We start from the raw sequence: 12,948 nt of genomic DNA, 5'->3' as shown, positions 1-12,948 counted from the left end.
GTCGGCGGAGGGCGGTAGCGGTGAGCGGTCGGGGCGAGGTCGTCCACATCGGGTGCTACACGGCACAGAGCGGTGGGCGGGGGACCGGTGTGCTGGCCGCCCGGCGCGACCCGACGTCCGGCGCACTGACCCCGCTGGGCACCGTCGCGCTGACCGCCTCGCCGTCGTTCCTCGCCCGCCACCCCACCCTGCCCGTGCTGTACGCGGTGAACGAACTCCCCGACGGCGAGGTGAGCGCCTGGCGGGTCGGTTCCGACGGTGAGCTGACGCCGCTGGGCAGCCGGCCGACCGGTGGCGCCGAGCCCTGCCACCTCGCCGTCGTGCCGACCGGCGGTCATCTCGTCGCGGCCAACTACGGCGGGGGCAGCGTGGCGGTCTTTCCGCTGGACCGGCAGGGTGTGCCCGGCGAGCGCAGCGACCTGGTGGTGCACGAGGGGCACGGGCCCGACCCGGACCGCCAGGAACGGGCCCACGCGCACATGGTCAGCCCGGACCCGGGTGGCGGTCCGTTGCTCGCGGTCGACCTGGGCACGGACTCGGTCTACCGGTACGACCTGGACGCGGCGACCGGCCGGCTGGTGCCCCGCGCCCCCCGGGTGCGGACTGTCGCCGGCGCGGGGCCGCGGCACCTGGCCCGGCATCCCGACGGCCGGCGCTGCTATCTGGTCGGCGAGCTGGACGCGACGGTCACCGAGTACGAACTGACCGTCGACGGGTCGCTGCACCAGCGCGGCCGGGTCGACGCGAGCGGGCGGCCGGGGCACGTGCAGCCGTCGGAGGTCGCGGTGCGGCCGGACGGCCGCTTCCTCTACGTCGCCAATCGGGGGGTCGGCACGATCGCGGTCTTCGACCTGCGCGGGGAGCAGCCGGAGCTGACGGCCGAGGTGGACACCGACGGAGAGTGGCCGCGGCACTTCGCGCTGATCGGCGAGCACCTCTACGTCGCCGACGAGCGGGCCGACATGATCCGGGTGTTCCGGGTCGATCCCGACAGTGGCGTGCCCGCGGCCGTCGGCGAGCCGGTGCCGGTGCCGAGCCCGACCTGCGTCCTGCCCTGAGTCGCCGCGCCGCACGGCTGATGGATCTTCGTCGCCACGCGATGAGGCCAAGCCGTCACTGGCCGTATCCAAATAGCGATCAACTGTATCTCCTCCGTAACTTTAACCCGAACGGTTGTGGCAGTTACGCGACTTGATACGCAAGATGGTCACCGTGTCAGCAGGCCGCCATCGCATGCATTCAAAGCTCCGTGGAGTCGCCGCCGCCGCTTCGGCGACGGCGCTCGTCGCCGTGACGGCGGGAGCCTGGTTCGGATATCGGGAGCTCGTTCAACCATCCTGTTCCGGCGAGATCCAGCTCTCCGTCGCGGTGGCCTCCGAACTGGCACCCGCGGTGGACGCCGCCGCGGGGCGGTGGGCCGAGGACGGCGCCGCGGTCGGCGGCACCTGCATCAAGGTCAATGTCTCGGCCTCGGACCCGGTCGACGTCGCCGCCGTGGTCGCCGCCAAGCACGGCGCGATCCTGGCCGGCGTGGGTCAGGCCAGCGGCACCGCGGTCACCCCGGACGTCTGGATCCCGGACTCCTCGACCTGGCTGCTGCGGCTGAAGAAGGAAGCGACCGCGTTCGCCCCGACCAACGGCGCCTCGATCGCGCGCAGCCCGGTGGTCGTCGCGATGCCCGAGCCGATCGCCGTCCGGATCGGCTGGCCGGGCGCGAAGCTGGGCTGGAGCGACCTGCTCAAGCAGGTCAACAGCAGCAAGCCCCTGCGTACCGGGATCGTCGAACCCACCCGTGACGCGGCCGGCCTCTCCGGCCTGATGTCGCTGACCGCGGCGGCCAGCGCGGCCGGTGGCGACTCCCAGCGGTCCACCATCGGCGCGCTGCGCGCGTTGGCGACCGGGCGCTCGGCGCTGCGCAACGACCTGCTGGCCCGGTTCCCGACCGCCGCCGACCCGACGGCGATCGCGAACGGGTTGGGCGCGGCGGCGCTCTCCGAAGAGGACGTCATCGCGTACAACAGCAAGAAGCCGCCGGTCGAGCTGGCCGCGCTCTACCTCGAGCCGGCGCCGGCGCCGCTGGACTACCCGTACGCGGTGCTGCCCGGAATCGAGCCGGCCAAGGCCTCGGCGGCGCGGGTGCTCTACGAGGTGCTCACCACTCCCGGCTTCCGGGACCGGCTCGCCGCCCAGTCGCTGCGCGCCCCGGACGGCAACTGGGGCGACGGGTTCAAGGCGCCGCAGGGCGCGCCGAGCCCGGCCGGCGGTCCGTCCACCGCGCCGGCCAACGGCGGCGCCGCCGCGGGCGGGCTCGACCCGGTCGCGATCGACCGGGTCGTCTCCAGCTGGTCGATCGCCACCCAGACCGGCCGGATGCTCGCCGTCATCGACGTCTCCGGCTCGATGAAGGACGAGGTGCCGACCGCGAACAACCGGACCCGCGAGGAGGTCACGGTCGAGGCGGCCCGGCGCGGCCTCAGCCTCTTCGACGACTCCTGGTCGATCGGGCTCTGGACGTTCTCCACCAAGCTGGTCGGCAACCGGGACTACAAGCAACTCGTCCCCATCGCACCGCTCTCCGGCCAGCGCGACAAGCTCGAGGCGGCGCTCAGCACCATCCGGCCCTCGGACGGCAACACCGGCCTCTACGACACCATGCTCGCCGCCTACCAGGAGGTGCAGCGGGACTGGCAGGCCGGCCGGGTGAACTCGGTGGTCCTCTTCACCGACGGCAAGAACGAGGACGACAACGGCATCAGCCAGCAGAAGCTGCTCTCCGAGTTGAAGCGGGTCGCCGACCCGGAGCGGCCGGTGCAGGTCATCATCATCGGTATCGGTGAGGGCGTCAGCAAGGCGGAGCTGGACTCGATCACGAACGTCACCGGCGGTGGCAGCTTCGTCACCAAGAACCCGACCGAGATCGGCGGCATCTTCCTCAAGGCCATCGCGCTGCGGCCACCGGCGCCGCGCTGACTGGTCGAACAGTCGAAGAGGGGCCCGTCGTACCGCTGGATCCGGTACGGCGGGCCCTTCTCGTGAGCGCCGGGCTCGGGAAAAGTGACGGCAATACGTCGGAAGCAATCGGCGACCATAGTTGTCGGTGCAGGATGTCGACGTATCCCCGGCGTCCTCGGCCCACATCGGGTCCGATCGTCGACCTGGGCCGTCCTGAGCGAAGTGGGAGGGCTGGTGACCTCGGCTACGCTGTTGACCCCCGCCAGGACGCCGTCGAAGCTGGACGGCACCCCGTCCGGCCTCGTGGCGCGCGCCGACGAGCGGGCCTACGTCCGAGTCCTCGTGGTGCTGGACACCACCGTCCTGACCGTCGCGCTGCTGGTGGGCTACCTGGCCCGCTTCGGCAACGAGGAACCGAGCGGGTCGAAGATCCCGTACGTGCTGGTCGCCCCGGGGCTGGTGCTCGCCTGGCTGGTCTCGCTCAAGGCGCTCGGCTGCTATGACGACCGGGTGATCGGTTACGGCGCCGACGAGTACCGCCGGGTCAGCATGGCGAGCCTGCGCCTCGCCGGCGGGATCGCCATCGTCGGTTACATCGCCGACGTCGGCGTCTCCCGGGGGTTCCTGGGCATCTCCTTCGCGCTCGGCACGGTCGGTCTCGAGGTGGCCCGGTTCGCCGCGCGTAAGCGGCTGCACCGGGCCCGGTCCAAGGGCAGCGGCTGGTCGCGCAAGGTGCTGGTGGTCGGCGACACCGCACACGTGCTGGAGCTGGTGCACACCCTGCGCCGCGAGCCGTACGCCGGCTACCACGTGGTCGGGGCGTGCATCCCGGACGCGCTGCTGGCGCCGGTGGCGCAGCGGCTGGGCGACGTGCCGGTGGTCGGCTCGTTCCGGGGCATCCCGGAGGCGGCCACCGCGATCGGCGCGGACACCGTCGCGGTCACCGCGTCCGGCGAGCTGACCGGCACCCGGCTGCGCCGGCTCGGCTGGCAGCTCGAGGGGACCGGCATCGACCTGGTGGTGGCGCCCGCGCTGACCGACGTCGCGGGGCCCCGCATCCACACCCGGCCGGTCGCCGGTCTGCCACTGATCCACGTCGAGGCGCCCGAGTTCCGGGGCGTCCGCAAGCTCGTCAAGGGGTTCGTCGACCGCGCCGCCGCCACGGTGGCGCTGACGCTGCTGCTGCCGCTGCTCGCGGCCGTCGCGTTGGCCATCCGGCTGGACAGCCGGGGGCCGGTGATCTTCCGCCAGACCCGGGTCGGCCAGGGTGGGCGCGAGTTCGGCGTCTGGAAGTTCCGCACCATGGTGGTCAACGCGGACGAGCTCCTGGCCGAGCTGGTCGCCCGCAACGAGACCGACGGCCTGATGTTCAAGATGCGCGACGACCCGCGGGTCACCCGGGTCGGCCGGCTGCTGCGCAAGTGGTCGCTGGACGAGCTGCCGCAGCTGGTCAACGTCCTGCTCGGTCAGATGAGCCTGGTGGGCCCCCGCCCGCCGCTGCCGTCCGAGGTGGCCCGCTACGACGGCGACGTGGCCCGGCGGCTGTTGGTGAAGCCGGGCATGACCGGGCTCTGGCAGGTCAGCGGCCGGTCCGACCTCAGCTGGGAGGACGGCATCCGGCTCGACCTCTACTACGTCGAGAACTGGTCTCTCGCCGCCGACCTCACCATCCTCTGGAAGACCTTCGGCGCGGTGCTCAACGGTCGCGGCGCCTACTGAGCTAGACGCCGGTCAGGGCTGCGGGCCGGTCCAGTCCAGGCAGACCACCACGGCGTCGTCGACCAGGTCGCCGGCGACGAACGCGCGCAGGTCGCCGAGGAGCGACCGGACGGCGTCCAACGGCTCCATCGGCCCGGTCCGGCGCAGGAACCGCTCCAGTGCCGTCTCGCCGTACCGCTTGTGGTGCCCGGTCGCGTCGACGACCCCGTCGCTGACCACGAAGAGCCGATCTCCGCGGCGCAGGGTGAACCGCTGCTCCCGGTAGTCGGTCGCCTCGAACATGCCGAGCGGGAACTGCGCCTCCAGCGGCTGCTCGGTGACCTCGCCGTCGCGCAGCCGCATCAGCCGGGGGGAGCCGGCGTCGACCACGGTCATCTCCCCACCGGCCAGGTCCAGCTCCATCAGCAGGACGGAGAGGTACTGGCTGCCCCGGTGCAGGTCGTAGATCGCCTGGTCGGCGAGGGCGGCCTGGTCGGCCAGGGAGAGCCCGCCCCGACGGGCGTTGCGCAGGGCGCTGGTGACCAGCGCGGTGAGCATCGACGCGGCCACCCCCTCGCCCATCCCGTTGATGGTGGAGAGCCACAGCCGATGCCCGTCGTCGGACCAGTCGAAGCTGTCGCCGCGCACCGCGTACGCCGGCTCCAGCTGCCCGGCCAGGCTGAACGCGGGCCGGCTGCGGCTGCGCCCGGGAAGCAGCTCCCACTGCATCTCGGCGGCGAGGGTCAGCCGTTGGCTGCGCTGGGCAGCCCGGTAGACGTCGGTGCCCGCCGAGACGGCGGTGATCTCGTGGGCGAGCGCGGTGGCGATCTCGGCCAGCTCACCGAGCACGGTCGGCTCCTCCGGCACCGGCGACAGCCGGAGGACGCCGCGACGCTCGCCGCGCATGCTCACCGGGAAGTAGCCGACGTCGTTGCTGAGCACCGGCTCCTGGTGGTCGAAGCACCGCCACGCCGGATGGCCGGGACCGCTGACCGGCTCGCCCTCGCCCAGCGGTATCAGCACCGCGAGCCGGTAGTCGACCTGGAGCAGCTCGCACTCGGTGATCCGGTACGACCGGGCGACGACCTCGCTGATCCGCTCCACGAGCAGATCGGCGGGCGAGTCAGTTAGGGCGCCTCGTGCCCGGTTGACCGGTTCGCTCATGCCCGCTCCTTGATCGCAAGCTCAACCACACCATCTTCGGAGTAGTCTCGGGCCACCATGGCCGAACTGCATGGTCCTCCGGACCCCGAAATGAGTATGGCCGCCGCGTTGGACGTGGCGGCGGGTGCCCTGCTGACCGTGTGGGAGGCGGCGCGGGAGCGGACGACCAGCCGGGTCTCCGGCGCCCAGTTGCGGGCGGTGATGGTGGTCGAGCAGCACGACGGGATCAACCTCCGCCGGCTCGCCAGCCGCCTCGACATGCTTCTCAGCTCGGCCAGCCGGCTCTGCGACCGGCTGGTGGCCGCGGGAATGCTGGAACGCGAGCCCGGCCGGCTCGACCGCCGGGAGATCTCGCTGCACCTCACCCCGGAGGCTCGCCGGCTCCTCGCCGAACTTCGTGACGACCGGCGGGAGCAGCTGGCCCGGATCATCGGCGGGATGACGCCGGAGGGCCGGACGGCGCTGCTGCACGGCATGCGGGAGTTCGACGAGACGGCCCGCCGGCAGGAGGCGCGGTCCGCGCCGGCGGAACCGGTGCCGGTCCGGCCGGAGCGGCTCGACGGCCGGGGCCACGCACTCCCGGCGCCCCGCGAATGGCCGGCGGACGAGCCGCCGGTGGCCCGCACGGCCTGATCAGGCCGGCTCGCCCGGGCTCACGGCGAGCATCGCCACATCGTCGTCGCCCTGCCCGGCCCGCCACTCGTCCACCGAGCCGAGCAGCCGGTCGACCAGCGCGGCCGGGGGCAGCCCGGCCGCCGCGGCGAGCATCGCCCGCAACCGCGCCTCTCCGAGCGGCTCCCCGCCGTCGGGGCCGCCGCACGCCCCGGTGACCCCGTCGGTGTAGGTCAGCAGCAGCTCACCCGGTGCGAGCCGCACCTGCGTCGCGACGAACCGGGCGGTGGGCAGCGCGCCGACCGCCATCCCGCCGACGGCGACCGGGGTCACCGTCCCGTCGGCCCGCCGCAGCAGTGGTGCCGGGTGCCCGCCGCCGGCCACCCGGACGCGCAGACCCCCCGCGGGCAGCCGGTCCAGGGCGCCGAGCAGCAGGCTGGTGAGCTGGCTGCGCCGGGCGGCGTCGGGCGCGTCCAGCAGCGCCCGGTTGAGCAGCCCGATCAGCTCCAGCGGGCGCTGTTCGACCAGACGCAGGGTCTGCAACGACTGGCGTACCCGGCCGGTGAGCACGGCCGCCCCGACGCCCTTGCCGCTGACGTCGCCGATGGCGAACATCGCCCCCTGCCCGGTGGGGAAGACGTCGTAGAAACCGCCGCCGATGCGCAGGCTGTCACCCGCGGCGTGGTAGCCGCCGGCGAGGGTGAGCCCCGCGAGGGCCGGCAGCGCCGGCGGGAGCAGGCTGTCGTGCAGTACCCGGGCCAGGTGTGCCTGCGCGTCGTAGAGCTCGGCGGTGGACAGGGCGGCTCCGACCCGGGCCGAGAACTCGCGGCCCAGCTCGACGTCGCGCCGGTCGAAGCCCGGCCGCCCGACCCGGCGGAGCAGCAGCAGGGCGCCGGCGGCGCCCGCGGGCCCGGGCATCGGGCTGACCAGCACCGGGCCGAGGGTGTCGAAGCCGGCGGGCAGCAGCGGGGCCAGCGCGGCGCGCGCGGCAGCCGGCCACCCATCCGGTTCGACGGGCTCGCCGGCCAGCGCCTCGGCGACTCCCGGTAGCGCGCCGGTCAGCTCCGGCGGCGCCACGCCGGCGACCGGGGCCGGCTCACCGTCGGCGTACCGGTGCCAGTGCGGGCGGGCGTCGCCTGGCGGGGGCGGATGGTGCAGCGCCACGGCGGCATCGGCCAGGTAGGGGATGGCGAGTGTGACGGCGGTCCGCAGTACCTGATCCCGGTCCAGGGAGAGCCCGAGCCGGCTGCCGGCCTGGGCGAGGAACGCGGTGCGGGACCGCTCGGCCAGCAGGGCCTCGTCGCGCGCGTGCTCCTCGGTGACGTCCCGGACGTACCAGGCGTACCGGCCACCCGCCAGCTCGCGCCGGGCGCCGCGCAACCGGCGGCCACGGTGTTCGGTGTCGAACTCGGCGGTGCGGTCGCGAACCGCCCGGGCCAGGTCGGGTACCGGGCACCCGGCCAGCGGGTCGCCCGGCACGATCTCCGGGAGCAGTTCGGCCGCCATCGCGTTGACCAGGGTGACCACGCCCGCGCCGTCGGTGGTGAGCACCGCCTCGGCCAATCCGTCCAGCAGCTCCCGGGCCAGCCCCGAGTCGCCCGGCGGCGCGGCACGCGGGGCTCGCGGGGCGGGTGGGCGAGGCCTCCCGGCACCGTCGCCGACCGGACCGGTGACGCCGTCCTGGCGGGTCGCGGTCACCGCGGGTCGCCGGGCGCCCCGGTCTGTCGACCTGTCCGCATGCTGGTCCTGCACTCCTCGGCTGGGAATCGTTGCCTCCCGGCAAGCGTACCGAGGACGGCGCTCGAACGCGCACGCGTGCGGCCCGTCCGCCCGGCTGATCGACCGCAGGTCGACGAGGGGTGGGTCAGCCGACCCGGGCCAGCCAGCCGGCGGGCCGCGCGATGATCCGGCGGACCACCGAACCGGCGGCGCCCAGCACGGCGGCGTCCGCACCGAGCGTCGCCGGCCGGACGGTGACCGGCGACCAGGCCGCGGTCAGCACCCGGCGGGAGATCTCGGCGAGCACCGGTGACTGCAGCCACGGGGTGAGCGGGGCGTAACCGCCGCCGAGGACCACGGTGTCCAGGTCGAGCAGGTTCACCACGCTGGCGACCGCGACGCCGAGCGCGGCGCCGGCCTCGTCCAGCGCGCGCAGTGCGTGCTCGGCACCGGCGCCGGCCAGCTCGGCGAGCCGGGTCGCGGCGGTGTCCGCCGGCAGGTCGGCCCCGGCCAGGCCGGCGGCGGCCAGGATGGCCTCCTGACCGGCGTACTGCTCGAGGCAGCCCCGCCCGCCGCATCGGCACGGCCGCCCCTCGGGACGGATCGGGATGTGCCCGATCTCGCCGCTCCAGCCCCGCGCGCCCCGGAACAGGGCGCCGTCGAGCACGATCCCGGCGCCGATGCCGACCTCACCGGAGATGTGCAGGAAGCTGGCGGGCCCGGCGGGGCCGGCGTGCAGCTCGCCGAGCGCGGCCAGATTGGCCTCGTTGTCGACCACCAGCGGCGGTACGCCGTCGACCTGCTCGGTCAACGGCGGGTGCCCGGCGAGCACGGCCGGTACGGGCACGTCCCGCCAGCCCAGGTTCGGCGCCAGCCGCACCATGCCCGCGTCGTCGACCAGGCCGGGCACGGCGAGCGCCGCGCCGGCCAGGGTGAGGCCCTGCGCTGCGGCGTCGGCGCGCGCCCGCCCGGCCAGCTCGACCAGCCGGGCGAGCGCGTCGGTGGGGGAGACCGGACGCAGGTCGGCGCGGTGCACGGTGTGGTGCCGGAGCTGGCCGGCCAGGTCCACCACGCAGACGGCGAGATAGTCGACGTTGACCTCCAGGCCGAGCCCGGCCGGGCCGTCGCCGGCCAGCACCAGGCCCCGGGCGGGGCGACCGGCCCCGGCGCGGGGGGCCGGTTCGGCCTCGGTGACCAGCCGACCGGTGATCAGGTCCTCGACCACCGCGGAGACGGTGGCCCGGGTGAGGCCGGTCTCGGCGGCCAGGTCGGCCCGGGACGGCGGGCGTTCGGCGGCCGCGATCCGGCCGAGCACCACGGCGAGGTTGAGCTCGCGCAGGCTGCCCTGACGGACCGCGCCGGCCGGGGTGGAGGTAGGCGTCACCCCTTGACACTGCCACAGGTCAAGCAAATAATTCAATCGCTGAACAAATAGTTGACCGCACCCCGGAGGCTGCCATGGCACCCCGTCCCACCCCCGCCGACAAGTTCTCCTTCGGGCTCTGGACCGTGGGCTGGCAGGCGCGCGATCCGTTCGGTGACGCCACCCGCCCGGAGCTGGACCCGGTCGAGGCGGTGCACCGGCTCGCCGAGCTCGGCGCATACGGCATCACCTTCCACGACGACGACCTGATCCCGTTCGGCGTCGACGCCGCCACCCGCGACCAGCACATCGCCCGGTTCCGCAAGGCCCTCGACGAGACCGGCCTGGTGGTGCCGATGGTCACCACCAACCTCTTCACCCACCCGGTCTTCAAGGACGGCGGCTTCACCAGCAACGACCGCGAGGTTCGCCGCTACGCGCTGCGCAAGGTGCTGCGCAACGTCGACCTGGCCGCCGAGCTGGGTGCCAAGACCTTCGTGATGTGGGGCGGCCGGGAGGGCTCCGAGTACGACGTGGCCAAGGATGTGCGCGCCGCGCTGGAGCGCTACCGCGAGTCCGTCGACCTGCTCACCCAGTACGTCATCGATCGCGGCTACGACCTGCGCTTCGCGCTCGAGCCCAAGCCGAACGAGCCGCGCGGCGACATCCTGCTGCCCACCGTCGGGCACGCGCTGGCCTTCATCTCCACCCTGGCGCACCCCGAGCTGGTCGGCCTCAACCCGGAGGTCGGCCACGAGCAGATGGCCGGGCTGAACTACGCCCACGGCATCGCCCAGGCGCTCTGGCAGGGCAAGCTGTTCCACCTCGACCTCAACGGCCAGCGCGGCATCAAGTACGACCAGGACCTGGTCTTCGGCCACGGTGACCTGATGAACGCGTTCGCCCTGGTCGACCTGCTGGAGAACGGCGGCCCGGCGGGCGGGCCGGCGTACGACGGGCCGCGGCACTTCGACTACAAGCCGTCCCGGACCGAGGACATCGCGGGCGTGTGGGCGTCGGCCGAGGCGAACATGGCGACCTACCTGCTGCTCAAGGAGCGGGCCGCGGCGTTCCGCGCCGACCCCGAGGTGGTCGAGGCGCTCGCCGCCAGCAAGGTCGGCGAGCTGGCCGTGCCGACGCTCGGCGACGGGGAGAGCTACACCGAGCTGCTGGCCGACCGGTCCGCCTTCGAGGAGTTCGACGTGGACGCGGTCGCGGCCCGGGGCTTCGGCTTCGTCCGGCTCAACCAGCTCGCCGTCGAGCACCTGCTCGGCGCGCGCTGAGGCGGGTCACCATGCCGCTCGTCGCGGGGGTGGACTCGTCCACCCAGTCCAGCAAGGTGGTGATCCGGGACGCGGAGACCGGCGCCCTGGTCCGCGAGGGCCGGGCGCCGCACCCGGACGGCACCGAGGTCGATCCGGCAGCCTGGTGGACGGCCCTGCGGTCGGCGGTCGACGCCGCCGGCGGCCTGGCCGACGTGGCGGCCGTCTCGGTCGGCGGTCAGCAGCACGGCATGGTCGCGCTGGACCAGGACGGCACGGTGGTCCGGCCCGCCCTGCTCTGGAACGACACCCGCTCCGCCGGTGCTGCCGCCGACCTGATCGAGGAGGCCGGCGGCGGCGAGGCGGGGCGGCGGTTCTGGGCCGAGGCGGTCGGCAGCGTGCCGGTGGCCAGCTTCACCGCCACCAAGCTGCGCTGGCTGGCCCGGCACGAGCCGGAGAACGCCGACCGGGTGGCCGCGGTCTGCCTGCCGCACGACTGGCTCACCTGGCGGCTGGCCGGGGCGGTCGACCTGGCCGGGATCCGCACCGACCGGGGTGACGCCAGTGGCACGGGCTACTGGTCGCCGACGACCGGGGAATACCGGTTCGACCTGCTGGAGCAGGCCTTCGGTCGCCGTCTGCAGGTGCCGACCGTGCTCGGCCCGGCCGACCCGGCCGGGGAGCTGCACGTCGGCGCCCTGGCCGCCGACGGCGTGCCGGGCGGCGCCACCGGTGGTGGCACGCTGCTCGGCCCGGGCACCGGCGACAACGCTGCCGCCGCGCTCGGCGTCGGCGCCGGCCCCGGCGACGTGGTGATCTCGATCGGCACCTCCGGGACGGTGTTCAGCGTCGCCGAGGGCCCGTCCGCCGACCCGACCGGCACCGTGGCCGGCTTCGCCGACGCCACCGGCCGCTTCCTGCCGCTGGTCGCCACGCTCAACGCGGCCCGGGTGCTCAACGCCGCCGCGTCGATGCTCGGGGTGAGCCTGGACGAGTTGGCCGAGCTGGCCCTCTCCGCGCCGGCCGGCGCGCAGGGGCTGGTGATGGTCCCCTACCTGGAGGGCGAGCGGACCCCGAACCGGCCGTCGGCCACCGGCGCGGTGCACGGGCTGACCCTGCGGACGTCCACCCCGCCGCATCTCGCCCGGGCGGCCGTCGAGGGCATGCTCTGCGCGCTCGCCGACGGGCTGGACGCCGTGATCGCACAGGGCGTGGCGGTCCGCCGGGTGATCCTGGTCGGTGGCGGGGCGCGGTCGGCCGCGGTGCGCCGGATCGCCCCGCAGGTCTTCGGCTGCCCCGTGGTGGTCCCACCGCCCGGCGAATACGTCGCCGACGGGGCGGCTCGCCAGGCCGCCTGGGTCGCCCTGGGCGGCGCGGCGGCGCCGGAGTGGAGCCCGGCCGGCACCGAGGAGTACGACGCCGAGCCGGTACCCGCCGTCCGGGCCCGGTACGCCGAGGCCCGGGATCACGTGATCGACCGCTGAAGCGTCCCGTTATCGATCTGCAACGATAACTTTTGGTCATGAGCCCCCGGTCGTCCCGACCGGGGGCTCTTCCGTAGGCGCAGCTCGCCGTCCGGATCGATGGGCGGGACCATGCGGCCGGACATCGAGAAGGGTGACTGCGCGCGACGCTGCCCACCGTCCCGCCACGATGGACGATCGAACGGGGCAGCGCGCTGCGCATCCGGCTGACTACCGTTCGGTCACCCCAACGGGAGGAGTCGATGTGAAGCGTGTACCGGGAAGCAAACTGCGGGCATCGGTCGCGGCGCTCGCGCTGACGGCCGGCGGGATCGTCGCCGTCCAAGCCGTCGCCGCGCCCGCCCAGGCCGGCTGCTACGAGAGCAACTACGGCTCGCCGGTGCAGGTCTATGTCGGCGGAGTCAAGCGCGGTGTGGAGCAACTGCGCTCGCCGGAGACCTGCAACCGCAACGGCGTCTACTACGGCAAGATCAGCGACACCTACACCGACGGCTCCTGCCTGGCCGTCCGCTACTACGACCCTGCCTACGTCGGGACGCAGGGCACCAGCTGCGACTCGGCTGGCTACAACTACACCTTCTGGGACCAGAACGGCAACGTCTGGGCCGACTTCCGCGGCCAGCTCACCGCCACCGGGGCGCTGAGCACCAACTACTACAACGGCGCCTACTGACCGGATGCTTGTGGGCCGGTT

Annotated in this window: 10 protein-coding genes; 7 read left to right on the top strand and 3 right to left on the bottom strand. The window is 74.0% G+C overall.

Going from position 1 to position 12,948, the window contains the following annotated elements; genetic code table 11:
• Positions 1 to 20: 20 nt before the first annotated feature.
• From ACIBBA_RS20295 to ACIBBA_RS20285, 3 genes are all read left to right on the top strand, one after another.
• The gene (locus ACIBBA_RS20295) at positions 21 to 1,058 is read left to right on the top strand and encodes a lactonase family protein (RefSeq protein WP_396699250.1); all 1,038 of its coding nucleotides are present in this window, start codon (positions 21 to 23) and stop codon (positions 1,056 to 1,058) included.
• Positions 1,059 to 1,212: 154 nt separating this feature from the next.
• Positions 1,213 to 2,970 carry a substrate-binding domain-containing protein gene (locus tag ACIBBA_RS20290; protein WP_396699249.1) on the top strand — a complete coding sequence of 586 codons (1,758 nt, stop codon included), beginning with the start codon at positions 1,213 to 1,215 and terminating at the stop codon, positions 2,968 to 2,970.
• A gap of 216 nt (positions 2,971 to 3,186) precedes the next feature.
• Complete coding sequence (locus tag ACIBBA_RS20285; RefSeq protein ID WP_396699247.1) at positions 3,187 to 4,671, top strand: sugar transferase; 1,485 nt, start codon at positions 3,187 to 3,189, stop codon at positions 4,669 to 4,671.
• 12 nt (positions 4,672 to 4,683) lie between these two features.
• On the opposite strand, the gene ACIBBA_RS20280 is transcribed toward ACIBBA_RS20285, so the two are convergent.
• Entirely contained in the window at positions 4,684 to 5,814 is a 1,131-nt protein-coding gene (locus ACIBBA_RS20280) for a PP2C family protein-serine/threonine phosphatase (protein ID WP_396699245.1), read from the bottom strand.
• A 90-nt stretch (positions 5,815 to 5,904) separates the two neighbouring features.
• On the opposite strand from ACIBBA_RS20280, the gene ACIBBA_RS20275 reads away from it, so the two are divergent.
• Positions 5,905 to 6,447 (top strand): MarR family winged helix-turn-helix transcriptional regulator, encoded by a 543-nt coding sequence (locus ACIBBA_RS20275; protein ID WP_396699243.1) that lies wholly within the window; start codon positions 5,905 to 5,907, stop codon positions 6,445 to 6,447.
• Here the strand turns inward: ACIBBA_RS20275 and ACIBBA_RS20270 are convergent, their stop codons facing one another.
• Complete coding sequence (locus ACIBBA_RS20270; protein ID WP_396699241.1) at positions 6,448 to 8,124, bottom strand: SpoIIE family protein phosphatase; 1,677 nt, start codon at positions 8,122 to 8,124, stop codon at positions 6,448 to 6,450.
• A gap of 166 nt (positions 8,125 to 8,290) precedes the next feature.
• A complete protein-coding gene (locus tag ACIBBA_RS20265; protein ID WP_396699239.1) occupies positions 8,291 to 9,529 on the bottom strand; it encodes an ROK family protein in 1,239 nt (412 codons plus the stop codon).
• A gap of 74 nt (positions 9,530 to 9,603) precedes the next feature.
• Here ACIBBA_RS20265 and xylA point away from each other — a divergent pair, with 74 nt between their 5' ends.
• From xylA to ACIBBA_RS20250, 3 genes are all read left to right on the top strand, one after another.
• Positions 9,604 to 10,791: a xylose isomerase gene (gene xylA, locus ACIBBA_RS20260; RefSeq protein ID WP_357051869.1), complete on the top strand. Its 1,188-nt coding sequence runs from the start codon at positions 9,604 to 9,606 to the stop codon at positions 10,789 to 10,791.
• An 11-nt stretch (positions 10,792 to 10,802) separates the two neighbouring features.
• A complete protein-coding gene (xylB, locus tag ACIBBA_RS20255; protein ID WP_396699237.1) occupies positions 10,803 to 12,254 on the top strand; it encodes a xylulokinase in 1,452 nt (483 codons plus the stop codon).
• Positions 12,255 to 12,498: 244 nt separating this feature from the next.
• A complete protein-coding gene (locus ACIBBA_RS20250) occupies positions 12,499 to 12,927 on the top strand; it encodes a hypothetical protein (protein WP_396699234.1) in 429 nt (142 codons plus the stop codon).
• The last annotated feature ends 21 nt before the right edge of the window (positions 12,928 to 12,948 follow it).

It is taken from the genome of Micromonospora sp. NPDC051006, from assembly GCF_044456245.1.
In the GTDB taxonomy this organism is placed as follows: domain Bacteria; phylum Actinomycetota; class Actinomycetes; order Mycobacteriales; family Micromonosporaceae; genus Micromonospora.
This window is presented reverse-complemented; position numbering and strand designations above follow the sequence as displayed.

Excerpts from the sequence above, each read along its gene's own strand:
- xylB (WP_396699237.1), top strand. The coding sequence starts at position 10,803 with ATGCCGCTCGTCGCGGGGGTGGACTCGTCCACCCAGTCCAGCAAGGTG.
- ACIBBA_RS20280 (WP_396699245.1), bottom strand. The coding sequence starts at position 5,814 with ATGAGCGAACCGGTCAACCGGGCACGAGGCGCCCTAACTGACTCGCCC.
- xylA (WP_357051869.1), top strand. The coding sequence starts at position 9,604 with ATGGCACCCCGTCCCACCCCCGCCGACAAGTTCTCCTTCGGGCTCTGG.
- ACIBBA_RS20275 (WP_396699243.1), top strand. The coding sequence starts at position 5,905 with ATGAGTATGGCCGCCGCGTTGGACGTGGCGGCGGGTGCCCTGCTGACC.